General features: G+C 37.7%; 20 protein-coding genes. 17 read left to right on the top strand and 3 right to left on the bottom strand.

The features are described 5' to 3' along the window. From Q1V95_RS04090 to Q1V95_RS04065, 6 genes are all read left to right on the top strand, one after another. Positions 1-942, top strand: a complete 942-nt coding sequence (locus Q1V95_RS04090; RefSeq protein ID WP_300670577.1) for an ABC transporter ATP-binding protein — start codon at positions 1-3, stop codon at positions 940-942. Between the two features lie 139 nt (positions 943-1,081). Beyond that, a complete protein-coding gene (locus Q1V95_RS04085) occupies positions 1,082-1,534 on the top strand; it encodes a MarR family transcriptional regulator (RefSeq protein ID WP_079665380.1) in 453 nt (150 codons plus the stop codon). A 101-nt stretch (positions 1,535-1,635) separates the two neighbouring features. Beyond that, the gene (locus tag Q1V95_RS04080) at positions 1,636-4,041 is read left to right on the top strand and encodes a 3-hydroxyacyl-CoA dehydrogenase/enoyl-CoA hydratase family protein (protein ID WP_300670569.1); all 2,406 of its coding nucleotides are present in this window, start codon (positions 1,636-1,638) and stop codon (positions 4,039-4,041) included. An 84-nt stretch (positions 4,042-4,125) separates the two neighbouring features. Beyond that, on the top strand, positions 4,126-4,590 hold the full coding sequence (gene tnpA / locus Q1V95_RS04075; protein WP_300670565.1) for an IS200/IS605 family transposase: 465 nt from the start codon (positions 4,126-4,128) through the stop codon (positions 4,588-4,590). Positions 4,591-4,695: 105 nt separating this feature from the next. After that, positions 4,696-5,874: an acetyl-CoA C-acyltransferase gene (locus Q1V95_RS04070; protein ID WP_300670562.1), complete on the top strand. Its 1,179-nt coding sequence runs from the start codon at positions 4,696-4,698 to the stop codon at positions 5,872-5,874. Between the two features lie 22 nt (positions 5,875-5,896). After that, positions 5,897-7,672, top strand: a complete 1,776-nt coding sequence (locus Q1V95_RS04065; protein WP_300670559.1) for an acyl-CoA dehydrogenase family protein — start codon at positions 5,897-5,899, stop codon at positions 7,670-7,672. A gap of 105 nt (positions 7,673-7,777) precedes the next feature. On the opposite strand, the gene Q1V95_RS04060 is transcribed toward Q1V95_RS04065, so the two are convergent. Beyond that, positions 7,778-8,557 carry a hypothetical protein gene (locus Q1V95_RS04060; RefSeq protein WP_300670557.1) on the bottom strand — a complete coding sequence of 260 codons (780 nt, stop codon included), beginning with the start codon at positions 8,555-8,557 and terminating at the stop codon, positions 7,778-7,780. A 429-nt stretch (positions 8,558-8,986) separates the two neighbouring features. On the opposite strand from Q1V95_RS04060, the gene Q1V95_RS04055 reads away from it, so the two are divergent. From Q1V95_RS04055 to Q1V95_RS04020, 8 genes are all read left to right on the top strand, one after another. Beyond that, positions 8,987-10,978: a gliding motility-associated C-terminal domain-containing protein gene (locus Q1V95_RS04055; protein ID WP_300670555.1), complete on the top strand. Its 1,992-nt coding sequence runs from the start codon at positions 8,987-8,989 to the stop codon at positions 10,976-10,978. Between the two features lie 61 nt (positions 10,979-11,039). Beyond that, a complete protein-coding gene (locus Q1V95_RS04050; protein ID WP_300670554.1) occupies positions 11,040-11,504 on the top strand; it encodes a potassium channel family protein in 465 nt (154 codons plus the stop codon). Then, positions 11,491-12,183: a response regulator transcription factor gene (locus Q1V95_RS04045; RefSeq protein ID WP_300670552.1), complete on the top strand. Its 693-nt coding sequence runs from the start codon at positions 11,491-11,493 to the stop codon at positions 12,181-12,183. The genes Q1V95_RS04050 and Q1V95_RS04045 overlap by 14 nt, the downstream gene beginning before the upstream one ends. A 13-nt stretch (positions 12,184-12,196) precedes the next feature. Then, complete coding sequence (locus tag Q1V95_RS04040) at positions 12,197-13,561, top strand: ATP-binding protein (protein ID WP_300670550.1); 1,365 nt, start codon at positions 12,197-12,199, stop codon at positions 13,559-13,561. Between the two features lie 485 nt (positions 13,562-14,046). Beyond that, a complete protein-coding gene (locus Q1V95_RS04035; RefSeq protein ID WP_300670548.1) occupies positions 14,047-14,742 on the top strand; it encodes an MgtC/SapB family protein in 696 nt (231 codons plus the stop codon). Positions 14,743-15,093: 351 nt separating this feature from the next. Next, a complete protein-coding gene (locus Q1V95_RS04030) occupies positions 15,094-16,197 on the top strand; it encodes an efflux RND transporter periplasmic adaptor subunit (protein WP_300670546.1) in 1,104 nt (367 codons plus the stop codon). A 42-nt stretch (positions 16,198-16,239) separates the two neighbouring features. After that, positions 16,240-19,335 (top strand): CusA/CzcA family heavy metal efflux RND transporter, encoded by a 3,096-nt coding sequence (locus Q1V95_RS04025; protein WP_300670543.1) that lies wholly within the window; start codon positions 16,240-16,242, stop codon positions 19,333-19,335. Beyond that, positions 19,325-20,593, top strand: a complete 1,269-nt coding sequence (locus Q1V95_RS04020) for a TolC family protein (RefSeq protein ID WP_300670541.1) — start codon at positions 19,325-19,327, stop codon at positions 20,591-20,593. Before Q1V95_RS04025 ends, Q1V95_RS04020 begins: the two co-directional genes overlap by 11 nt. Before the next feature lie 266 nt (positions 20,594-20,859). Here the strand turns inward: Q1V95_RS04020 and Q1V95_RS04015 are convergent, their stop codons facing one another. After that, positions 20,860-21,252 (bottom strand): hypothetical protein, encoded by a 393-nt coding sequence (locus Q1V95_RS04015; RefSeq protein ID WP_300670539.1) that lies wholly within the window; start codon positions 21,250-21,252, stop codon positions 20,860-20,862. A 107-nt stretch (positions 21,253-21,359) separates the two neighbouring features. Next, positions 21,360-22,517, bottom strand: coding sequence for an NAD(P)/FAD-dependent oxidoreductase (locus tag Q1V95_RS04010; RefSeq protein WP_300670537.1), 1,158 nt, complete (start codon positions 22,515-22,517; stop codon positions 21,360-21,362). A gap of 185 nt (positions 22,518-22,702) precedes the next feature. Here Q1V95_RS04010 and Q1V95_RS04005 point away from each other — a divergent pair, with 185 nt between their 5' ends. From Q1V95_RS04005 to Q1V95_RS03995, 3 genes are all read left to right on the top strand, one after another. Then, the gene (locus Q1V95_RS04005; RefSeq protein ID WP_300670534.1) at positions 22,703-23,278 is read left to right on the top strand and encodes a Crp/Fnr family transcriptional regulator; all 576 of its coding nucleotides are present in this window, start codon (positions 22,703-22,705) and stop codon (positions 23,276-23,278) included. Positions 23,279-23,353: 75 nt separating this feature from the next. Further along, on the top strand, positions 23,354-24,328 hold the full coding sequence (locus tag Q1V95_RS04000) for a zinc-binding alcohol dehydrogenase family protein (RefSeq protein ID WP_300670533.1): 975 nt from the start codon (positions 23,354-23,356) through the stop codon (positions 24,326-24,328). 152 nt (positions 24,329-24,480) lie between these two features. Further along, entirely contained in the window at positions 24,481-26,064 is a 1,584-nt protein-coding gene (locus tag Q1V95_RS03995) for a Na+/H+ antiporter (RefSeq protein WP_300670531.1), read from the top strand. The last annotated feature ends 25 nt before the right edge of the window (positions 26,065-26,089 follow it).

Genomic DNA, 26,089 nt, shown 5'->3' with positions numbered 1-26,089 from the left:
ATGAGTGCGTTTTTAGAATTGAAAGACTTAAGTATTGGCTACAACAAAAATTTGGTTTCAGATATTAATACAGAAGCAAATCTTGGCGAAATCATCCTATTGATGGGAAATAACGGCGTTGGTAAAACAACATTGATAAAAACCTTACTTAAACAAAATCAAATTTTAAAAGGTGATATTTTAATTGATGGAAAATCTTTAAAATCCATTTCTCAACAAGCTATTGCCGAAGATGTTGCAATTGTTTTTTCCAAAGCAGAAATCCCAACCAATTACAGCGTTGAGGAACTTATCAACTTTGGAAAGTATATTCATTATCCTTATTATTTTAAAATTAATGAAAAAGATAAAAAGGAAATCTCTGAGATTATTTCTAAACTCAATCTAGAGCAATATCGACAAACGCAACTGCAACACTTATCTGACGGAAATCTTCAAAAAGCTTTTATTGGTCGAGCTTTAGCACAAAACTCTCCGATTATTATTTTGGATGAGCCAACAACGCATTTGGACGAAGAAAACAAATTAATTATTTTAAAATTGCTCCGTTCACTGGCAAAAACGCAAAACAAATTAATTTTATTTTCGTCGCATGATTGGCGTCTTGCACGTGAGTTTGCTGATAAAATTTGGTGGATTCGCGACCAAAAATTAAGCTCTGGAATAACGGAAGAAATTCTTCTAGAGTACAAAAACTTCCTCGACCCTCATATTTTTGACATAAATTCTAAATTTGTTTCTCCTAAAATTTTCGCGCCACAACTCGAAAAAGAATTGTTATTTTCATTTCTTCAAAAGAATTTCGATGAAGATTTATCCTCGTTTTCAATAACTTACAATGACAATTTGTGGTCAATTAACGAAAATTCTTCATTAAGTTATCACAAAAACCTTTCAGAAATAAAAAATTCGCTACAAACTCGCTTAAAATCTACATTTTAGATAATTTTATTTTCTATTTATTGCGAATAGCATAGCAATTAACCCACTGATTCTCAATATTTAACATTTATTTAACTTAGATATACTATGCATGCATAATATATTTTCCTAATTTTGAGTAATCACTTTAATGGTTATTATGGAAAAGAAAAATTCTGATAAAGTTGAAAGTGTAGATTTATTACTTAAATCTGCGTGGTTAGCTGTATCCAAAATGTATTCGGACAAAGCATCGCTATACAATTCTACAGCAGTACAAGCATTGACATTGCTAAAAATTGACCCAAAAGAAGGTACTAGAAGTACGAATCTTGGTCCTAAAATGGCAATCGAACCAACGTCATTGACAAGAATTATCAAACTTTTGGAAGACAATGGTTATATCTATAAAGAAAAAACGACGACTGACAAACGCGAAGTTATTATTAAGTTAACGGATAAAGGCATCGAATCGCGTAATCTATCTAAAAAGGTTGTTCTTGATTTTAACACCAAAGTTGTTGAAACCATTCCTCAAGAAAAATTTGAAGTTTTCAAGGAAGTGATGACTCAAATTCTAAAAATCGCCAACGATCTTAATAACAAGAAATAACATAGTGTTTTTATAAAACATTATTCAAATAAAATTAAATACAAAATCATAATGAAATCGCAAGATTCCATTATTCCAATAAAATTAAATAATAAAAAATAATGAAAAGACGAATCAAACACGTTACAGTATTAGGTTCCGGAATCATGGGAAGCGGTATTGCTGCGCACTTTGCAAACATTGGCGTGGAAGTATTGCTTTTGGACATTGTTCCTTTCGAACTTACTGAAGCTGAACAAAAAAAAGGTTTGACTAAAGAAGACAAAGCGGTTCGCAACAGAATTGCCGCCGAAAATTTAGCAAAACTTCAGAAATCAAGCCCTGCGCTACTCTATTCTCCAAAATTTGCGGACAGAATTAAAGTAGGAAACTTCGACGACGATATGAAGAAAATCGCGAATACCGATTGGATTATCGAAGTTGTTGTAGAAAGATTGGACATCAAAAAATCGGTTTACGAAAAAATCGAGCAATTCCGCAAGCCAGGAACTTTGGTTTCGTCGAACACTTCGGGGATTCCGATTCATCTTTTGACAGAAGGCAGAAGCGATGATTTCAAAGATTATTTCGCAGGTACACACTTCTTCAACCCTGTTCGTTATTTGCCGTTGTTGGAGATTATTCCAACGCCGCACACGCTTCCAGAAGTTGTAGATTTCTACATGTCTTACGGAGCGAAATTCCTTGGAAAAACCACTGTTTTGGCAAAAGATACGCCAGCTTTTATCGCTAACAGAATCGGTGTTTTCGGGATTATGAACATCTTTAATACGATTCAGAAATTAGGTTTAAACATTTCTGATGTTGATAAATTAACTGGACCAGTTATCGGTCGTCCAAAATCAGCGACTTTCCGTACGGCGGATGTTGTAGGTTTGGATACGTTGGTACACGTGGCTAACGGCGTTCGCGAAAGTGGTGTTGAGCAAGATATGTTCAAGGACCAATTTGCAATGCCGAGCTACATCGACTTTTTGATGAATAACAATTTCTTGGGCTCAAAATCGGGTCAAGGTTTCTTCAAAAAAGTTAAAAACGCCGATGGAAGCTCAGATATTTTAAGATTAAATCTTGATACTTTAGAATACGAAACGCAAGGAAAAGTAAGTTTCCCAACTTTAGAATTAACAAAAACGATAGAAAAACCTTTGGACCGTTTCAAAGTTTTAATCGGTGGTAAAGATAAAGCTGGCGAATTCTACAGATTGACCTTGGGAGCGATGTTCGCATACGTTTCTCACAAAGTTCCTGAAATTTCTGACGACATCTACAAAATCGACGATGCGATGAAAGCTGGTTTCGGTTGGGAAAATGGTCCTTTCGAAATTTGGGATGCTGTAGGCGTTCAAAAAGGTATCGAATTGGCTAAAGAAGCGGGTTACGAAGTTTCGGATTGGGCTAAAGAATTGGCTTCTAAAAATGAAACTTTCTATAAAGTTAATGATGAAGGTCAAAGTATTTTCTACGATAAAAACACAGGTAACTACGACCAAATCCCAGGTCAGGAAGCCTTTATCATCCTTGATAATATCAGAAAAAACAAAACACTTTGGAGCAATTCTGGTTCTTCGATTTTAGATTTAGGAGACGGAATTATCAACTTCGAAGTTCATTCTAAAATGAATTCTTTGGGTGGTGAAGTTCTTGATGGACTAAACCGAGCAATCGACCTTGCAGAAAAAGAATACGACGGATTGGTAATCGGAAACCAAGGTGCTAACTTCTCGGTTGGTGCTAATTTGGCGATGATTATGATGATGGCGGTTGACCAAGATTGGGACGACTTGAATATGGCGATTGCATATTTCCAAAACTCGATGATGAGAATTCGTTACTCGTCGATTCCTGTTGTAGTTGCTCCTCACACAATGACTTTGGGTGGTGGTTGCGAAATGACGCTTCACGCTGACCGCGTTGTTGCTGCTGCAGAAACGTATATCGGATTGGTGGAGCTTGGCGTTGGAGTAATTCCTGGCGGTGGTGGTACCAAAGAATTGACGTTGAGAACTTGCAGAGAGTTTATGAAAGACGATGTTAAAACCAACAGACTTCGCGACGCTTTCATGAATATCGCAACGGCTAAAGTGGCGACTTCGGCTTACGAAGCTTACGACATGGGAATTTTGGAGCACGGAAAAGACATCGTTGTTGTTGATAAAAAACGTCAAATTGCTGAGGCTAAAAAAGTGGCTAAACTTATGGCTGAGCAAGGTTACACGCAACCTATTGAGCAAAAAGTGACGGTTCTTGGTAAAGATGCTCTGGGTATGTTCTACGTAGGTACTGACCAAATGCTTGCTGGAAATTATATTTCAGAATACGACAAGAAAATTGCAGATAAATTAGCAAACGTAATGGTAGGCGGAAATCTTTCTGAGCCAACTGCCGTTTCCGAGAGATATTTATTGAATCTTGAAAGAGAAACTTTCCTTTCCCTTTGTGGCGAAAGAAAAACTCTTGAGAGAATTCAGCACATGTTACAAACTGGGAAACCGTTGCGTAATTAGTGGGAAGCTCCGTAGGAGCGACCTGTTAATAGCAGAAAGTGAATTTATTTTGTTGAACCTCGTAGAGGCGACCTGATAATTGTTATGGCAAACACGTACACACAAATTTATATCCAAATTGTTTTCGCTGTTAGTGGAAGACAAAACTTGATTTCGAAAGAAAACAGAGAGGAGTTGCATAAATTTATTTCAGGGATTGTTACTAACAGAGGACAAAAATTATTTGCGGTATTTGCAATGCCAGATCATGTGCATCTGCTTGTCAGTATGAGTCCAGCGATTTCTATTTCTGATTTAGTTAGAGATATTAAAGCAGGTTCATCAAAATTTATCAATGATAAAAAATGGATGAATGGAAAATTCCATTGGCAAGAAGGTTATGGTGCATTTTCATATTCGAAAAGCAGTGTAGATACCGTTGTAAAATATATTTTAAATCAAGAAGAACATCATAAAAATAAATCATTTCGAGAAGAATATTTAGACTTCATGCAAAAATTTGAAATTGAATATGATTCTAAATATTTATTCGATTGGATAGAAGATTAACAGGTCGCTCCTACGGAGCTCCGCTTACCGCTCAAATCCTAGGCTATTAACAGAAAACCTCTACGAGGCAAAAAGCAAAGAAAAATTAATTTTAATTAACAAAAAATGAAAACAGCATACATTATAAAAGGTTACCGTACAGCGATTGGAAAAGCTCCAAAAGGCTCACTACGCTTTACAAGACCCGACGAAATGGCAGCAACAGTTATCGAAAAACTAATGGCTGACGTTCCGCAATTAGATAAAAACAGAATCGACGACCTTATCGTTGGAAATGCAATGCCAGAAGCAGAACAAGGCTTGAACGTTGCGCGTTTAATCTCTTTAATGGGACTAAACACCGACAAAGTTCCAGGCGTTACCATCAACAGATATTGCGCATCAGGTTCGGAGGCGATTGCGATTGCGACTGCAAAAATCCAATCTGGAATGGCTGATTGTATCATCGCAGGTGGTACAGAATCGATGAGTTATATTCCAATGGGTGGTTACAAACCCGTTCCAGACCCTATTTTAGCAAAATCAAATCCCGATTATTATTGGGGAATGGGATACACGGCGGAAGCGGTAGCTAAGGAATTCAATGTTTCAAGAGAAGCTCAGGACGAATTTGCTTTTAAATCTCATCAAAAAGCTTTGAAAGCGATTGCAGAAGGAAGATTCAAAGACCAAATCGTTCCAATGCCCGTAGAATATACTTTTATCGACGAAAATCAAAAATTGCAAACCAAAAAAGTAGAATTTGCAATGGATGAAGGTCCAAGAGCAGATACTTCTTTGGAAGGTTTGGCAAAATTAAAACCAGTTTTCGCACAAGGCGGAAGCGTAACGGCAGGAAACTCTTCTCAAATGTCAGACGGCGCGGCTTTCGTAATCGTAATGTCCGAAGAAATGGTAAAAGAACTTGGTTTAGAGCCAGAAGCAAGATTAGTTTCTTACACTGCAGCAGGTTTAGAGCCAAGAATTATGGGAATGGGACCAGTTTATGCAGTACCAAAAGCATTAAAACAAGCTGGACTTCAACTAAATGACATCGACTTAATCGAACTTAATGAAGCATTTGCTTCTCAATCGGTTGCCGTAATCAATGAGTTAGGAATCAATCCAGAAATCACAAACGTAAACGGAGGCGCAATCGCACTTGGTCACCCACTTGGATGTACAGGAGCAAAATTGGCGGTTCAGTTATTCGACGAAATGAAAAAACGTAACCAAAAATACGGAATGGTAACGATGTGCGTTGGAACTGGTCAAGGTGCAGCAGCGATTTATGAACTACTTTAATAAAATAAAATCACAATAAATAATGGCAAATTTAACTGGCGGTGAGTTTCTAATTAAGGAAATCCCAGCAAACGAAATCTTCTCTTTGGAGGAACTGAATGAAGAACAAAAAATGCTTCGCGACTCTGCAAAAGAGTTTATCGACAGAGAAGTAGTTCCGAATAGAGAAAAATTCGAACATAAAGATTATGCATTCACGGAAGAATGTATGAAAAAATTAGGCGAAATGGGAATGTTGGGAATCACCGTTCCTGAGCAGTATGGCGGTATGGGAATGGGCTTCATCAACACGATGTTGGCTTGCGACTACCTTTCTGGTGCTACGGGATCGTTGGCTACGGCTTTCGGTGCGCACACGGGAATTGGAACGCTCCCTACCCTTTTGTACGGTTCTGAAGCTTTAAAATCAAAATATCTTCCTGATTTAGCAGCGGGAGCAAAATTCGGAGCTTACTGTTTAACAGAGCCTGATGCAGGTTCGGATGCGAATTCAGGAAAAACAAGAGCGACACTTTCGGCTGATGGAAAACATTACATCATCAACGGTCAAAAAATGTGGATTTCTAACGCAGGTTTTGCAGATACTTTCACGCTTTTCGCAAAAATTGATGATGATAAAAACATCACTGGTTTCGTAATCAATCGCTCTGAATTGGAAGATCCAAATTCTCTTACTTTAGGTGAAGAAGAGCACAAATTGGGAATCCGCGCGTCTTCTACGAGACAAGTTTTCTTCAACGATATGAAGGTTCCAGTGGAAAATATGTTGGGGGAAAGAAATAACGGTTTCAAAATAGCTTTAAATGCATTGAACGTTGGTCGTATCAAGTTGGCAGCGGCTTGTTTGGATGCTCAAAGAAGAATTTTAAATCATTCAATTCAATACGCGAACGAAAGAAAACAATTTGGTGTTTCGATTTCAACTTTCGGAGCTATCAGAAAGAAATTGGCTGAAATGGCAACAGGAACTTTCGTTTCAGAAGCTGGTGCTTACCGTGCTGCAAAAGATGTTCAGGATAAAATCGACGAATTGGTAGCTGGTGGAATGAATCACCAAGAAGCAGAATTGAAAGGTGTTGAAGAATTCGCGGTTGAATGTTCAATTCTAAAAGTTTTCGTTTCGGATTTAGCACAACATACAGCTGATGAAGGTATCCAAATCTACGGTGGAATGGGCTTCTCAGAAGACACACCAATGGAAGCAGCTTGGAGAGATTCAAGAATTTCAAGAATTTATGAGGGAACCAACGAAATCAACAGACTTCTTGCAGTTGGAATGCTTATTAAGCGTGCTATGAAAGGGCAATTAGACCTTTTAACTCCTGCAATGGCGATTTCTAAAGAGTTGATGGGAATTCCATCTTTCGAAGTTCCAGATTATTCGGCTTACATGAGCGAAGAAAAAGCAATTATCGCAAACTTGAAAAAAGTATTCTTGATGGTTTCTGGTGCAGCGCTTCAGAAATACATGATGGATATCGAAAAGCAACAACATCTATTGTTAAACGCTTCTGAGATTTTGAACCAAATTTATATGGCAGAATCTGCAATCCTAAGAGCTGAAAAACACTTCTCAGCGGATTCAGTAGAAGCAGCAATGGCTCAATTGAACCTTTACAAAGCGGTTGAGAAAATCATCACAGCAGCTAAAGAAGGTATCGTTTCTTTCGCAGAAGGCGACGAGCAAAGAATGATGTTGTCTGGTCTTAGAAGATTCACGAAATACACCAACACTCCAAATGTTGTAGCACTTACAGAGAAAATTGCTGCACATTTTGTGGAGAAAGGACATTATTAAGAGTTGGAAGTTTAAGGTTTAAAGTTGGAAGTTTCGCTTTTGAACATAACTTTAAACATGAAACTCGAAACAATAAAAAACCTCGCTATGGCGAGGTTTTTTGCTTTATATTTCATTATTAGAAGACATGTAAGTTTCAAAAGTTTCTTGAAATTTCTCTAAACTTTCGTTTCCGGATTTTATAACTTTTCCTGATTTGTAAATGTCATACTTTCCTGTTTTAGAATCTTTAGAATCACTTTTCCAAATGATTCCATTGGTGATTTTCCCTTGGCTATTGGTTTTTAACCAAGCAGTTCCTTGCGGTTGGACTTTCTCGGCATATTTTCCATAGTAGATTTTCAAAAGAGCATCTTCCTGTGAGAAGAATTGCGCAATATTATCAAAAATCGAATCCAAAGAATTTAATTTTGGGTCAATATTTAATCGGTGAAATAGCTTCAAACTTTTGTCTGGATTATCGTCGCCAAGTTTTTCATAATTGGAAACTACTACAACATAAAAAAATGAATTCGCAAAATAACCTCCCGTCACTCTTGCATTTTTAGGCAAATTATTGATGTCAAAATCTATTGTCTCTACCGAAATAGTTTGTTGATTTTTGTAGAAAAACGATTTGTATTGCTTTCCATTTTTCACGCCAAATTTTAGCAAAGAGTTTTTATCGTCGATACTTTTCCCAATAATTTCTTTATCAGTTTTTGTGAAAACCAAATGATTGCCGTAATTCATGGCATACATAGAAACTACGAGGCTATCGAGTTTATCGCCTTTATATTTTTTATAAACTTCCCCACTTTCTATTTTCTTGGTTTCGGTTTTTTGTGCGAAAACAAAACTCGAACATAAAAGCAACACAGCGATAACAAAGATATCTTTCTTCATCAATAATATTTTAGAATTTAAAAATAAAACTTTTACGACTAATAGGAAAAATTTAGAATTTTCATTTATCTAAGTCATAATATTATCTATTATTTTTTGTAGATTTATCAATATAAACTAACAATCGCAAAACGTTTAAATACAAATCTTTTTATAAATATGAAAAAATCTCTATTAGTTTTAGCATATTTTATTTCAATCCTGTTCTATTCTCAATGTGATACCTTTTCGGATTGTAATCCTAATAGTGGATTATATTCAGGTAATGATCCAAATCTCATAGAATATGATAATTTCACCGTTGCCTTTCATACGTCAGTAGTTAAAGATGCTTTTGGCCAATGGAAGGTCTGGGGTGCGAACGGAAAATCGGATGGTATGACAGCAGCAAGTGTTCCCCAATTTATAAACCAAGAAAATTACCCAAACTTGCGCGGTGATATTTTAAAAGTTACAGTAGGTTCCTACTTAGGCAATGCTCAATTGATTGTATTGACTACCGAAGGTTTATTTGTCGGCGGTGCTCCGGAATCTGTGATTCCATCAAGTATTAAATCTACCGCTGAATTTGACAAGATAACCGTTAACTCTAAGTCCGACGGTCTGCCAGCAGGAGTAATGCCTAAAGATGTAAAAATGCTTTTCGCTTCAACTTATACATTAATCTTGACAACGTGCACAGGCGAGGTATATGTCCTTAGCAAAAGCCCAGAAGCTTGGGCTAATGGAAAACAAGGAAGTGATGATATGTGGCATCAGGTAATGGAAAATCCTACTGCACCACTTAAAGATATCATCGTCTGTCGTGGGCAAAGCGCAAAAGGATATGCCTTAAAAAAAGATGGCTCGCTATGGACTTGGGGTGACAATGTTCAATTAGGAGCAAACCAAGCAGCAGCAAATGTATCTTTAGATTACGCAACCAAAATGGTCATGCCAGATGGTATTTCTAAAATCAAGATGATCCAAATGGGAACAGGCCAATCTGATACGGCATCATATTTCGCGTTAGATGATCTGGGACAACTTTTCGTACTTGGATATAATGAATGGGGACAGTTAGGAACATTCCCCTACATAAAAAAGAGACAAAAGACATGGGCTATTTCCAGATACACAGATGGCAGCCCTGTTAATAACATTGTTTGGGTTTCTACGGGAGAACATCAAAGTTGGGGAAGCAACACTGGAATAATCACAACTGATGGGAAATACTACACCGCTGGTAGTAACGGATCTTACATGATCGGTAGAGAAAAAAACGGAGATTTCCATTATTGGGGAATCTCAAATGGCATTTCATCAACTGACATTATTACATTTTGCGAAATAGGTAGCCATTGCAGTGCAGTTATTAAAAAAGGTACTTCGCATTATGGTTATGCTGGTCATCATATTGATGGCTCGATGGGTGACGGAACCGTAAGTGATGGTGTAGAAATGGCTTACAACTTTGTAATAACACCGGAAGTTTCTGTATGTGGCGTTACCTGTAATGACCCAACTATTGAAAATAATAGTCCTGTTTGCGAGGAAGAAGATGAGGCTATTTTCACAATTAGAAGTACACCAAATGATAAAGTAGAATACTCTTTAAACAATGGGTCAACACAGTCAGTTACTATTGATAATACAGGTCATTTTGAAATTAAAATCCCGAGCGTAAAAACTGAGCAAGAACTAAAAGTAACCCATTTTACTAATAATATTTGTGATAAATCAGTTTCAATTACTTCCAAAATTTTAGTAAATCCTAAAACCAAACCTATATTTTCTAACTTCGACAAGATTTGTTTTAATCAAACTTATCCACCTTTGCCTACAACGTCAGATAACGGAATTAAAGGTACTTGGTCGCCGGATATTGATAATCAAAAGGAAATAACCTATACCTTTACTCCAGACAAGGGACAATGTGCTGACATATTTAGTACCACTATCCCACTTATTAACAACTCAAATATTAATATTGACGAATTAGCTAATAATTATATTAATATTAATGTCATTGCTGGCACACCGACTTATGAATATCAACTTCTAGACAGTGAAGAAAATGTATTAATTCCTTGGCAAACGAGCAATTCATTTAATATTCAGAAACCAGATTTATATATTGTCCAGGTGAGAACCATTGGCACAAATTGCGTTTCCCAAACCGAATATTTATATTTAAATATCACCAATGTTATTACTCCAAATGGTGACGGCAAAAATGATCAAATTAAACTCAACTTCCTCAGCAAAGTACCATCTGCAAAATTGACAATCTTTGATCGATTTGGTAAGCTAATGGCAATATTCGACTCAAATACGACTTTTCAAGATTATAAAAATTTCAAATCAGGAACCTACTGGTACATCTTCACTGATGGAAAAGGCAAGACAAAAAACGGTTGGATTTTGATTAAACATGATTAACAAAAATCAATTCTATCCATTAGAATAGCAAATTCTCTTATAATCTCGCTACCTTTGCGCTATGTTCAAAATCGTACTTGTCGGTATTTTGGTGGTCGCGTGCAATGTTATTGTTCAGGCGCTTTCTACCCTATATTTCCTAAGGATTTTCATTCCACAATATAAGCGTTGGCGCAAGAAAAGTGACCTTATTAGTTCATTCGTAATGTTGGTATTTTTGATGATGTTTTTCACTTTGCTTCATGGTGGACAATGTACTTTGTGGGCGGCAGTTTATTACCTTAATCCCCATATATCGAGTTTGGCGAGTTTTTCGGAATCCATTTATTTTTCGTTAATTACCTTTACCACGATTGGCTATGGCGACGTGGTTATCGATTCCGAATGGCGAATTTTAGCAGGTTTGGAGGCTATTAATGGTATTATGTTAGTGGGTTGGTCCACGGCGATGGTTTTCTCCTTCTTACAAGTAATTTATAAAAACGGAAATATTCCAGCTTTGCATCCAGAAAATGACAAACATTAAAATCCTTCTCGTAGAAGACGACGACAAGCTTTCGAAGATTATCAGCAAAGGTTTAACCGAAGCTAGTTTTGAAGTTCTTAACGCTTACGATGGCGAAATGGGACTAAAATTGGCTCGACAAACGGATGTCGATTTGGTGATTACCGACATTATTTTACCTAAAAAAAATGGTCTCGAATTATGTCAAGAATTAAAAATTTCGAATCCTGAATTGCCGATTATCATGCTTACCGCCTTGGGAACGACCGACGAAAAGTTGGAAGGTTTTGACGCTGGCGCTGATGATTATTTGACGAAACCTTTTGAAATGCGCGAATTAATCGCAAGGATAAAGGTTCTTTTAAAACGAAATTCAGGAATTATTTCTGCTCCTAAAAGTATTTTGCAATACGAGGATGTTTTGCTAAATCTTGATGAAAAAACGGTTTTCAGAAATAAACTCGAAATCAAATTAACGCCCAAAGAGTTCAAACTTTTTCAATACATGATGGAAAATCCCGAGCGTGTGCTTTCTCGCACCGAAATTGCCGAAAATGTTTGGGAAACACATTTTGACACAGGAACCAATTTCATCGATGTTTACATTAATTATTTAAGAAAAAAAATCGATAAAAACTTCGATGTAAAGCTGATTCACACCAAACCTGGAATGGGTTTTATGCTAAAAAAAGAATCTTAAATTTTCTCCCATTATGAAAATAAGAACGCGCCTAACCCTACTCTTCACGTTGATAGCCATGCTTTTAACGGGAATTTTTGGTGCGGTTATTTATTTTTCATCCGAGCGAGAACGCGAAAATTCTTTCTATACACAACTTCAAAACGAAGCCATCGCAAAAGCCGATTTGTACTTTACCAGCAGCCTTTCCGAAAAGGAAATGCATAAATTGTACAGCACTAATAACCGAACCTTAAATGAAGTTCAGGTTGCGATTTATGACCGTGATTTTCATTTGATTTATCACGACGATGCAAAAGTCGATTACCTGAAGGAAACGCCCGAAATGATTGCGTCGATAATCTCTGGAAAGAAATTTCGTCACACCGACCACGACATACAAAGCATCGGAATTTTGTATCCAATTGATGGCAAAAACTACGCGATAACGGCAGCTGCCAACGATACTTATGGCAAAAATTCAATTAATAATTTGTTGGTGATTATTTTAATTGCATTCGCCAGCATCAGTGCCTTTATTTATTTTGCGGGGATTTTTCTTTCTCAAAAAGCTTTGCAACCCGTTGGCGATATGGCTTCCCGAATTAAAGACATCACTGCTGGAAAACTTCAAACACGTCTAAATATCGGCAAAGACAAAGACGAATTATCGGAATTGGCGCAAAGTTTCAACCAAATGTTAGAACGTTTAGAAAACTCTTTTGATTCTCAAAAACAGTTTGTCAGCAATATTTCTCACGAGCTACGAACGCCTTTGGCAGCGATGATTTCCGAAACCGAAATTTCACTTCAACGCGCAAGAACGCCCGAGGAATATCAACAAACTTTAAGCAGCATTTTGGAAGATGCCCAAAATATGAATCGCCTTTCTCAAAGTTTAATGGACCTTGCCAAAGCAGGCTACGACGCCGATGAAATCAGCTTCACCGAGCTTCGTGCCGATGAAGTTCTTTTGGATTCTTATGCTCAAGTTTTAAAAGAAAATCCTTCTTATCATATTTCTATCAACATCAGCGACGATTTGGAGGAAGAAGATTTAATGCTTCGCGGTAATGAATATCTGCTAAAAGTAGCATTCAACAATCTTATCGAAAACGCTTGCAAATATAGCTTTGATAAGAAATGTTTCTTGGATTTAAGTAAAGAAAAATCAGGTTTAAAAATCTCTTTCCTCAATCACGGCACCGAAATTCAAAGAGAAGATTTGCCTTATCTTTTTCAGGTTTTTTACCGCAGTAAAAATACTTCTGCACAAAAAGGTCACGGCATCGGACTTTTCTTAACCGAAAAAATTGTAAAACTTCATCATGCCAATATTTCCGTTTCCTCCGAAAACCAAACGACGGTTTTTAGTATTTCCTTTGCGACTTTGACGTGATTTCTTTTGAATCTGAGAAAGATTTTTTTTTAAATAATGAAGTAAAACGTTTCATAGAAACCGAGACAAAATTACTTTTCCAAAACTTCGTATGAGCAACAAGCCTTGTCAAGGTTCTGAACCTTGACAAGGCTTATAGTCCGCTTCCTCCGAAAATAAAATAGCGGTTTTTAGTATTCCCTTTCCTGCTTTGACGTAATTTCTTTTGAATTAAAGAAAAATTTAAAACAAGCCTAACCACCTCGTCAGTTCGAGTAGCGAAGCGTATCGAGAACTCTCACAGGATTTTTCTCTAATACTTTTCTAATAAAATCCTAATACTTCTCTAACGACCCATCCACCGCATTCGTCCTACTTTTGCAACGTTAAAAAACAAAGACATTATGGAAACTGATTTTCCTCCATCACCAATTTTCAAATCTTAGCTTCTTAAGAAACGGCTTTTTACAGGCGTGCTTTCGAAGCTGCAAAAAACCTGTAAAAAAATGACTTTATTAGATTTCACACTTCGTCTATCTGCGGCATTTGTGCTCGGTGCATTCATCGGATTCGAGCGCCAATGGCATCAAAAAAGCGCAGGACTTCGCACCAACACTTTGGTTTGCGTGGGTTCCGCAGCATTTATCCTTTTATCAACCCGAATCGGCGGCGACGCAACTGGCAGAATCGCTTCGTATATCGTAAGCGGCATCGGCTTTTTGGGCGGTGGCGTCATTATGAAAGACGGCTTTACCGTTCGCGGGCTCAACACAGCGGCAACCATTTGGTGTTCGGCTTCTGTAGGCTCTTTGGCGGCTTTAGGACTTTTTCCCGAGGCGGCAATTACCGCACTTTTTATCGTTGCTATTCACTTCTTTTTACGTCCTGTCAGCAATCGGCTTCGTTCCAAAATGGCGAATCGCGAAGAATACACCGAATATCTTTTGTACATCAAATGCAAAAACGAGGTCGAAAACCATATTCGTGTTTTGTTGATGCAAAGCCTTAGTGGGACAGATTCTGTTTTATTAAAGTCGCTAACCAGCGATGACAACGGCGTTCCCGAAAATGCGATTATCACCGCCGAAGTTCATGCTTCCAAACCTCAAGATGCTTTAATCGAAAAAATCGCCAGCAGACTAACCATCGAGGATAAAGTGATAAAAGTAAGTTGGGAAATTATCGCTTCTGAGAATGATTAAGATTTTAATTTAAAATAGAATAACAATGAGCTGCGCAGCTTTACTTTTAATTACACAAAGACGCTATTTAGAAACAAAAATTAAACTACTAAAAAGCACAAAGGATTTGCCTACGATAGAAAGAAAAACCAAAAAAGAAATTATGATTATTCAAGAGGAAAATTCAAAATGAATTTCAGGTTTAGACAATATTAAATCTTATTAAAATAAGGTATTTCAGTCAATTTCTAATGAATCTCTAATGCCTTAACTAAATATAGCATATTACTTTTACACTTTGTTAAAAAACGTTAATTCATTAACAATAGAGAAGATATTTTAAATATAAATTATTAACCAATTAGATGTTTTATGAAAAAAACACTATTCAGCCTTTCATTGCTGGCAATTTTGTGCGCTTGTGGTGGCAAAAAAACCGAAACAACGGAAGAGCAAAGCCTAAAACTTGTTGACGGAAGTGTGAGCATTCCCGACAACAACCCGATTTTGAAGAAAATTTCTACCGTAACCATCGGCGAACAGACGCATAGCGACGACATCGTTTCCGCTGGAACTATACAAGCAATTCCCAATCATTACGCAGAAATTGCGAGTCCTTTTTCGGGACGAATTACCAAATCTTTTGTGAGATTGGGGCAGACCGTTTCCGAGGGAAGTCCGATTTTCGAAATCCTTTCGTCTGATTATTTTTCGGTTCAAAAAGATTATACGGATGCTCTTAACGATGTTCAGTTGGCGGAGAAAAACTACCGTCGTCAGCAGGATTTGGTGAAGCATGGTGTTGGTATTCAGAAGGAATTGGAAGAAGCCGAAACCGATTTTAAAAATAAAAAAACAGCTCTTTCGAACGCATCTTCTGCCTTGAAGGTTTACAACAGTCGTGGCGGCGGTTTGGGAAGTCCACTTATCGTGAGAGCACCGATTAGGGGCGAAATTGTGTCCAACAAAATCGTGAACGGACAATACCTAAAAGACGATGCAGAGCCTGTTGTAATCATTGCCGAGCTGTCTAAAGTTTGGATTACAGGCGAGGTTAAAGAAAAGGATATTCGCTTCATTAATGTCAACGACCAAGTTTCGGTAAAAGTGAGCGCTTATCCAGACAACAAGATCACTGGAAAAGTCTATCACATCGACGAAATGGTGGACGAGGCAACACGAAGTCTTAAAGTCCTTATCGAATGCGACAATCCAAATCGCAAGTTAAAACCTGGGATGTTTGCTACCGTAAGTTACGCTACAACGCCAGAAACGGCGATTTTAATTCCTGTTACCGCAATTATGCAAAAAGATTCCGAGCAATATGTTTGGTTAAAATCAGGTAAAAATAAATACACAAAACGCAAAATTACCACTGGCGAATCTACCGAAAAAACGGTGAAAGTGACGTCGGGACTTCAAAACGGCGACGTGATTATGTCCGAAGGTGGAATTTATCTTTTGGATGCGCAATAAAATTTTGTTCAAGCTTTGTTCGATTGACAAAAACTTTTTTAAATGAAAAAATTACTTACAATCTCTATACAGAAAAGATGGCTGATGCTGGCACTCTTCGTGTTGCTCGCGTTTTTCGGCTATTACTCCTGGACCAAATTATCGGTGGAAGCCTATCCCGACATTGCCGACGTTACCTCGCAGGTCGTGACGCAGGTTCCTGGATTGGCCGCCGAAGAAGTAGAACAGCAAATCACAATTCCGTTGGAACGCTCTCTAAATGGACTTCCTGGGATGCACGTGATGCGTTCCAAAAGTACGTTTGGTCTTTCAATTATTACCATCGTTTTTGATGATGGAATCGACGATTATTGGGCGAGACAACGTATCCAAGAAAGACTTTCGGATGTTAATCTTCCGTACAATGCTCAGCCAGGCTTAGACCCGCTTACATCGCCTATTGGTGAGATTTATCGCTACGTTATCGAGAGTGATAACCACAGTCTCCGCGAATTAACGGATTTACAAAATTTCGTGATTATTCCGAGGATTAAACAAGTTTCGGGGATTGCAGATGTTACCAACTTTGGTGGAATTACCACACAGTTTCAAATCGAATTAGACCCGCACAAATTGGAGCAATACGGACTTTCGCTTGCAGATGTTACCGAAACCATTTCCAAAAACAACCTTAGCGCCGGCGGAAGTATGCTGACACGTGGCGACCTTTCCTACGTTATCCGTGGAATTGGTTTGGTTAAAGATTTAAATGATTTAGGAAAAATCGTTGTTAAAACTCAAAATGGCGTTCCCGTTTTTTTAAATGATGTTGGAAATCTAAAATATGGAAACCTTGAAAGAAAGGGAATTTTAGGCTACACAGACCGAAAAATAAATATTCCCGAAGGTGTTGAAGGTATCGTCCTTTTATTGCGTGGACAAAATCCGTCCGAAGTATTGACAGGCGTTCATGAAGCGATTGACGAGCTTAACAAAGATATACTTCCGCCAGGCGTTCGCATTCATGCTTATTTGGACAGAACCGATTTGGTGAAGACTACTCTTAACACCGTTTCGCATACGTTGACAGAAGGCATTGTTCTTGTAATCGTAGTGTTAATCGTGTTTTTAGGAAGCTGGAGAGGCGCGCTTTTGGTGGCGATTACCATTCCGCTATCCTTGTTGTTTGCATTTATTTTGATGCGTTTTACCAATATTCCTGCCAACTTGCTATCCTTGGGTGCTATCGATTTTGGTATCATCGTGGACGGCTCAATTGTAATGCTGGAAACCATTCTTAAAAAACGTGAAGACAATCCAGAAGAGGCTTTGGAAGAAAAAACAATTACCCAACGTGTGATTGAAGTGGCAAAACCAGTTTTCTTCTCAACCATCATCATTATCACCGCTTATATGCCGTTATTCGCGTTCGAAAGAGTAGAAAAGAAACTCTTCACGCCAATGGCTTTCACGGTTGGTTATGCTTTGTTTGGTGCGTTGGCTGTGGCTTTGCTTTTAATTCCAGGTATCGCGTATGTTATTTACCGAAAACCTCAAAAATTATATCATAACAAATGGCTTGAAAGGCTGAGTAATTCTTACGGAAAACGCATTGAAAAAATCATGCAACGCCCAAAGAAGATTATTCTTCCTTTAAGTATAGTTCTTGCTGCTGCTGGAATTCTGTCATTCACGGTTGGAAAAGACTTCTTGCCCGAATTGGATGAAGGTTCTATCTGGCTTCAAGTTCAGTTGCCGCCAGGAATCTCTTTAGCAAAAGCAAAAGAAATGAGTGACGCACTTCGCGAAACGACGATGAAGCATCAAGAAATCACTTACATGATGGTACAAGCGGGACGAAACGACGACGGAACCGACCCTTGGACAGCTTCTCACTTCGAAGTTTCCGTAGGTTTAAAACCTTATAAAGAATGGCCAGCAGGCAAAAAGAAAGCGGATTTAATTAAAGAACTGGATGCCGAATACAAGAAAATGCCAGGTTTCACGGTAGGTTTCTCGCAACCGATGATTGATGGTGTAATGGATAAAATTTCTGGTGCACACAGTGAATTGGTGGTGAAAGTTTACGGTGACGATTTCAAAGAAACCCGTAGAATTGCGGAAAGCGTGATGAAAACCTTGGAGAAAACGCCTGGTTCTGCCGATTTAGCAATTGACCAAGAACCGCCATTGCCACAGTTGCAAATCATCGCTGACCGTGATAAAGTGGCGCAATATGGATTAAATGTTTCGGATGTTGCAGACCTTATCGAGGTTGCCTTGGGAGGAAAAGCGATTTCTCAAATCTTTATCGGGAACAAAGTTTATGACATTTCTTGCCGATACACCGAGGATAGCCGCGATACGCCAGACAAAATTGGAAGTCTAATGTTGACGTCTGCTTCGGGAGCAAAAATTCCGCTTTCGCAAGTTGCCGAAGTTAAATTAACAACTGGTGAAAGTACGATTACCAGAGAGATGAACAAGCGTCATTTAACGGTAAAACTAAACCTTAGAGACCGCGACCTTTCATCGTTCCTAAAAGAAGCACAAGCAAAAATCGAAAATGATGTGAAGTACGACCACGAGAAGTACCACATCAAATGGGGTGGACAATTTGAAAACCAAAACCGTGCATATTCGCACTTGGCATTCATCGTGCCGCTGGCGTTGGCAATTATGTTCTTGCTTTTATATGGCGCTTTTGGGGATGTAAAACAAGCAAGCGTTTTGATGTCCATCGTTCCTTTAGCATTATTTGGCGGAATGTTAGCGCTTAATGTCCGCGGAATGACGCTCAACGTTTCTTCGGCAGTAGGATTCATCGCACTCTTCGGCGTTGCCATCCAAAATGGAGTGATTATGATTTCGCATATCAACGATTTGCGCAAAAAAGGAGTTGACCTCAAAGAAGCCGTTACCAAAGGTGCTCACGACCGTTTCCGACCAGTTTTGATGACTGCAACCGTTGCCGTTATCGGATTGTTTCCAGCGTCATTGGCAACAGGAATCGGCTCGGATGTTCAACGTCCTTTGGCAACCGTAATCGTGTATGGACTGATGTTCTCGACGGTTTTAACCTTATTTGTTCTACCAGCTTTGTATTATATGATAGAGCGCAAATTCGGAAATAAAAAAATTGAAACTCATGAAGCTTAATATTCAACATTATATCGCAGGAATTGCCCTTTTTGCCACCTCAATTTTTGGGGTTAAAGGGCAACAAAACGAAAGCCTCACTTTTCAGGAATTCCTGAATCAGGTAGGCAGCAAAAACCTTTCTTACGCCGCACAAAAATACAACGTTAGCATGTCCGAAGCCGCAATACGAACGGCAAGTATGTTCCCAGACCCGCAATTGGGTTTGGACGGCAGCGACAACGGAATTAATCGTCAAATGGGTTACACCATCGGCGGAAACATCGGCTGGACTTTGGAAATGGGTGGAAAAAGAAAAGCCAGAATCGATTTGGCAAGAAATAATTCGGAATTGTCTAAAATTCAGTTAGAGGATTTCTTCAGAAATCTTCGTGCTGATGCGACTTCCAGTTATGTTGATGCTCTAAAGGCAAAATCACTTTTGGATGTTCAAAAAGATTCTTACAAAAACATGAATCAGCTGGCAAAATCCGATAGTATCCGTTATAAATTTGGTGCAATTTCTTTGGTAACGTCGAAGCAAAGTAAATTAGAAGCTTCTTCCCTACTCAACGATGTTTACCAAGCCGAAAGCGATGCCCAACAAGCGATTACAGGATTGTCTGTTTTCTTAGGAAGCGACGCGGCTCCCGCAGATGTGGAGGGAAATTTTGAAAGTTTTAACCGAGATTTTAACCTTGATGATTTAATTACACAAGCTTTGAATACTCGTGCAGACCTTTTGGCTGCAAAACAAAATACCAAAGTGACGCAAAGCCAAATCAACTTGGAAAAAGCCAATCGCAAAATCGATTTGGGATTAACCGCTGGGATGTCTCACAACACGACAGCGACCAACGATATTGCGCCATCACCTGCCGTAAATGCTGCTCAGTTGGGTGTTAGTATTCCTCTAAAGTTTTCGAATAAAAGAAATGCCGACCTCAAAATTGCAGAAATGGCAAATTCGCAAGCCGAAATCGAATACCAACAAGCCGAAAAAAGTATTCGTGCCGAAGTAACCCAAGCCTACCAACAATATCAGGCGACGCAAAAGCAACTAAAGCAATACCACAACGGAATGTTGGCTGATGCTAAAAGTATTTTGGAGGGAATTACCTACGGTTACAAACGCGGTGAAAGCTCGATTTTGGAAGTTCTAAACGCACAACGTACCTACAACGAAACGCGCCAAAACTACTTCCAGCTTCTTGCCGACAACGCAAAAGCGCTTATCGACCTCGAACGCAAAACCGGAATTTGGGATATCGAGTTTTAGAATTTGAATTTTTGTAAAATATTTAACATCGCAAAGGCGCTAATGATTTGTAAAAACTATATTTTTTCTAAGGCGCAAAGAATTTATCGTCGATAAATTGAACTTGCAAAAAATGAAAATCTTTGATTTTCTTGCGCCTTAATAAGATTTGTTATGATTCAAAGATTTGCGCCTTTGCGTTTTTTAATATCATTAATCATTCAATTCGAAATTTATAAACCTAAAAAAAACCTACAAAATACGACGCTTTGTAGGTTTTTTGGTTTTTAAGATTTTAGATAATTTCGGAAAATAAAAACGCTTGCAACAATCACATAAATCGCAAAAACAACTTGTAGATAAATTTTGTAATCGTCATCGTAGCCAAGTCTGTCGAATTTTAAAAAGTTGGTGTTTATCAAAACATCTGTAATAACAATGATATTGCCCAACAAAAGTCCCAATTTTAGTTTTGTTAAAAGTAAAACAACAACTAAAAAGTCCAAAAAAGTCAGCGAAACCCAAAAGGTATTTTTCCATTTTGGAACTTCGGGATTTAATATCCAACCGTTATTTAATAAGTCAAAAATATGCGTCGTTGTACCAATCGCAAAACCGAATAGCATTGCGGAAAGCAAAATTTTGACCTTTGTAGGATAGCTTTGAAAAGTTAACTTCACGGTTTTAGTGACTTAATTTTTTGATATGTTTAAAACAATTATTCAAAGATAATTTTTTGTCCTTTAAGTCAAGCAAATTTATTTAAACCCAATTATTTGCAAATAAATCAATGCCCTTGAAAAAACGAAAGCATCGTTTCCAAAGCATCTGAAGCATGCATTCTGTCACCATTTTCTAAAGACTCTTTTGCAATTTCCGAAGCTCTTTTGCGCATATTGATTTCGTAATGTTTGATAGCATCTTTAGTATTCGAAAATTCGTCAGAAGTCAACGCTTCGCTTAATTCTAAAGCATCAAGCATCGCCATGTTTACACCTTCGCCAGCAAATGGCGGCATCACGTGCGCAGCATCGCCCATCAAAGTTAAATTAGCTCGACTTTCCCAGTTTTGGTCGAAAGGCATACAATAGATTGGTCGCGGAACAAAATACTCAGCGCTCGTAAACAATTCTTCCCAAATAATTGACCAATCGGGATAAGTTGCTTGGAACCAATTTAACAATTGTGCATTATTTTTATAATCTAAACCATTTTCCAAAGACCAATTTTCATCCACTCGAATGCTGGCATAAAAACCGATTTCGCCATTTCCTTTTTGTCCCATCAAGATATTTTGATTATCGCCAAAAGCCATGATTTTACCACCTTTCAAAAGTTTGAAAATATTTGGTGCTTTATTTTCGGCATCGTAAATAGTACCTTCCAGCATCGTAATTCCCGAATAAAAAGCTTTGATATCCGTTACATACGGACGAATTTTAGAATTCGCTCCATCTGCAGCAATCACCAAATCGGCATATTCAGGTTTTCTATTTTTGAATTTTAAAAGCAAACCTTCGCCATCTTTTTCCATTGAAATAAAATAACTATCCCAAACCACAACATCTTCTGGCAAAGCGTTTAATAAAATCTGACGCAGCACACCGCGGTCAATTTCTGGTCGAAAATGTTCAGCTCCAAAATCCTCCAAAACTTTATGATCGTGGTCGCTGTAGAAAATCTCAGCTTTTTCGTTCATAATCTGCATTCGGTCGGCGCCAGCCATAAAACTATTCTTGAATTCCTCCAGCAATCCCGCTTTTCGGAGCGCTGCCAAACCCGATTCGTCGTGTAAATCCAAAGGGGAACCTTGCACACGAGCATTTCGGTCGGTATCTCTTTCGTAGACTTTCACGTCAACGCCTTTCAACACTAATAATTTTGCTAAAGTCAATCCCGCAGGACCGCCACCAATGATGGCAACTTTTTTATTTGATAATAACATTTGATTTATTTTTCTGCAAAGTTATTTCGCCGAATAAACTAAGAATTGTAAAAATCGGTCGTTTTCGTTTTTGGAAAGTTCTTTGGGCGAAACGCCAGATAATTTTTTGATTGTTAAACTACATCATCTTTCTTATTTGTCATTCATTTAAAATTGTAATTTTACTCAAACCTAATAATTGGCGAATGTTTGAAGAATTAAAACAAAAATTACAACTAACAGACCAGCAATGGAATGATTATTTTTCATGTTTCCATAAAATTGAGGTAGCGCCGAGAACAATTCTTTTGCAGGAAAATGAAATTGCCAAAAAGATGTTTATCATCGAAAAAGGTTGCATTCGGGTTTGGTTTAATAACGATGGAAAAGAAGTTACGTTGCAGTTTTTCTTTGAAAAGGAGGCGGTGGGCTCTTTGGAAAGTTTTTTCAAAAACATGCCGAGTGTGGTTCATATAGAAACGGTAGAACCTTGTGTGATTTGGTGGATACACAATAAGGATTTGGATAGAATTCTTTCCGAAGTAAAAGAAATCCCGTATTTGAGGGATATGTATATTGATAAAATATTTCAGCGGACTTTCGATTATATGAACTACTTTTTCTCCACGATAAAAGATACACCAGAGAAGCGTTACCTTAATTTAATGAAAGAAAGACCTCAAATTATAAAACGTGTACCACAGCATTATATCGCTTCCTATCTTGGCATTTCGTCGGTGCATCTTAGCAGGATTAAAAATAAACTGATTAAAAAGAAATAGTTTTTAGTAACAAATGTTATCGCTTGGCTTTTAGCTCTGATTGTAATTTTGTTTAAAATTTTAAAACAATCTATTATGAAAGCAGCAGTAGTATTTAAAAAAGGTGAATTACCAAAATTCGTTGAAGATTTCGAAGAACCAAATATTAGTGGAGATAACGATGTTTTAGTTTCTATTAAGGCTTGCGCTATTAAAAATTTAGACAAAATGCGGGCAAGTGGTCAGCATTATTCAACAATAAATGAAGAACAAAAACCAAAAGTTGTTGGCGGAGATGGCGTTGGCATTTTGGCTGACGGTACTAAAATTTACGGAATAGGAATAAGCGGAATGCTGGCAGAGCAAGCCATTGTAGCCAAAGATAAAATGGTGATTTTGCCTAAAAATATAGATGATGCAACCGCTTCTGCGCTTCCCAATGCAGTGATGGGTTCTGCGATGGCATTGCGCTTCAGAGCTCAGTTGCAAAAGGGAGAAACGGTGATAATTAACGGTGCAACCGGCGTTACAGGTAAGCTTGCGGTACAAATTTCCAAACACTATGGTGCAAAAAAGATTATTGCGACGGGCAGAAATGAAAAAGTTTTGCAAGAATTATTAGCTTTGGGCGCTGATGAAATAATCTCTTTGCATATCGGTAACGAGGAATTTATTAAAAAAGTAAAAGCACTTCACAAAGAAACACCTATCGACATCGTTATTGATTACCTTTGGGGCAACAGTGCCGAATCTATTTTGGCTGCGTTGAAGGGAGATGGAAGCTTTTCGCACCATACACGATATGTGACAGTCGGCGGAATGATTAATGATAGCATCAATTTATCATCTTCTATTTTAAGAGGAACTAATATTCAGATTTCTGGGTCGGGATTGGGAAGTTGGAGCCGCCATGAAATGCAATTGCTGATTACCGAAATTTTGCCCGAAATGTTTCAACTGGCTGCCAATGGTGTTTTGAAAATAGAAACCCATCAAACAGATTTAAAGGATATTGAAAAAGTTTGGGATATGAATATTGAAGCTGGAAAGCGCTTGGTTGTGATGGTTTAGAAATAATAAAGCTATTTGGGATAATATTTTTAACAAGTATTATCCCATTATTTTACCTCCGCAGCTGACTCGGCAAATGGCCAAATATTTTTTGATGTAAGTCATAGTTCTGGATAATTGCAACCGATAATTTTGCGAAAAATTGTGAAATTATGCAAGAATTAGAAAAAATAATATGGCTCTCAATTATATTCATTATCATCATCTCGGTAAAAGACAAGGTGAAAATAGTGTTGCCAATTTTATTGGTAATTGCTGGCTTAGTTTTGAGTCTTACCCATTTATTACCTTCAATGGATTTGAATCCAGAGCTGATTTTTTACGTCGTTCTTCCTCCCATTTTATTCGATGCAGCTTGGAATACTTCCATTCCGGATTTTAAAAAGGAATTACCCCGTATTTCCATACTCGCCTTTGGGTTGGTATTTCTTACAACAACAATCGTAGCCGTATTTGTCCATACTTTTATCCCTAATTTTAGTTGGGCATTAGCTTTTGTTTTGGGGGCTATTATTTCTCCTCCAGACGCCGTTGCCGCGACAAGCATTACAAAAAACATCCCTATTCCCAGAAAGCTAACCACCATATTAGAAGGTGAAAGTTTACTGAATGATGCCTCCGCTTTGATTACCTATAAATTTGCAGTAATCGCCATTGTTAGCGGTTCATTTTCATTATGGGAAGCTGGTTTTCATTTTGTCTTAGGTGTTTTTGGTGGACTTGCTATAGGGCTATTTATTGGTTTTCTGTTTTTAAAGGCACATAGATTCTTAAATAATGACAGTAACGTAGAAACTTTTGCAGTCGTATTACTACCATTTGCGGCTTATAGCCTTGCCGAGCATTTAGGTTGCTCTGGCGTATTGGCAGTGGTAATTTTAGGAATGTATCTTTCTTGGAACTCATTTTCTATTTTTACGACCAATAGTCGAATCCAAATGGGACATTTCTGGGAAGTAATCATATTTATACTCAACGGATTGGTGTTTTTACTTTTGGGGATGCAGCTACCAAGCATTATTTCTAATATTCCATCCTCACAAATACTGATATTGGTTTTTTATGGTTTCTTGATTTTTTTAATTTTAGTGATTGTGCGCTTTATCGTATTATTTTCATTTCCAATTTTCAATGATAAAAAAACCGAAAAATCTAAAGGCGATTTTTATCAGACAAACAAAGAATATTTAATACTTTCTTGGTCAGGGATGCGTGGCGTTGTTTCGTTGGCAGCAGCATTTGCACTTCCCATAAGTAATCAATCAGGAGAAAATATCAACCAAAAAAGTACCGTATTATTCCTATCGTTTGTAGTGATTTTATTGACATTAATTATTCAAGGAATCACATTGCCAAGATTAATAAAATTGATTAAACCAACACCGCAGACTTCTAATGATGATTTTGATTTAAATAAAATTCTGTTAGAACAATCGATTTCCTATTTGCATCATTTTCCAACACAAGAACATGCTCCCCAAGATGTACGAGAAGTAATGATTGCTAAACTTCAAAAGGAAGAAATACCTTGCCATGAGGAAGAAAATCTTTCCAAAAACAATCCGCAATTAGACTGGGAAAAAGCCTATCTCACATTGGAGTTACAATTGATTGATTATCAAAGAAAAGTGCTTGAAAGGAATTATCAGCAAGGAAATTTTTCATTGGAAACCATAACTAAAAAAGAGTCGGAACTGGATTTTTGGGCCACTACAGTTTTACATGAACTCAAATAGTATTAATGTTATTTGTCTTCATTCT

Source organism: Soonwooa sp., from assembly GCF_030151385.1.
Lineage (GTDB): Bacteria > Bacteroidota > Bacteroidia > Flavobacteriales > Weeksellaceae > Soonwooa.
This window is presented reverse-complemented; position numbering and strand designations above follow the sequence as displayed.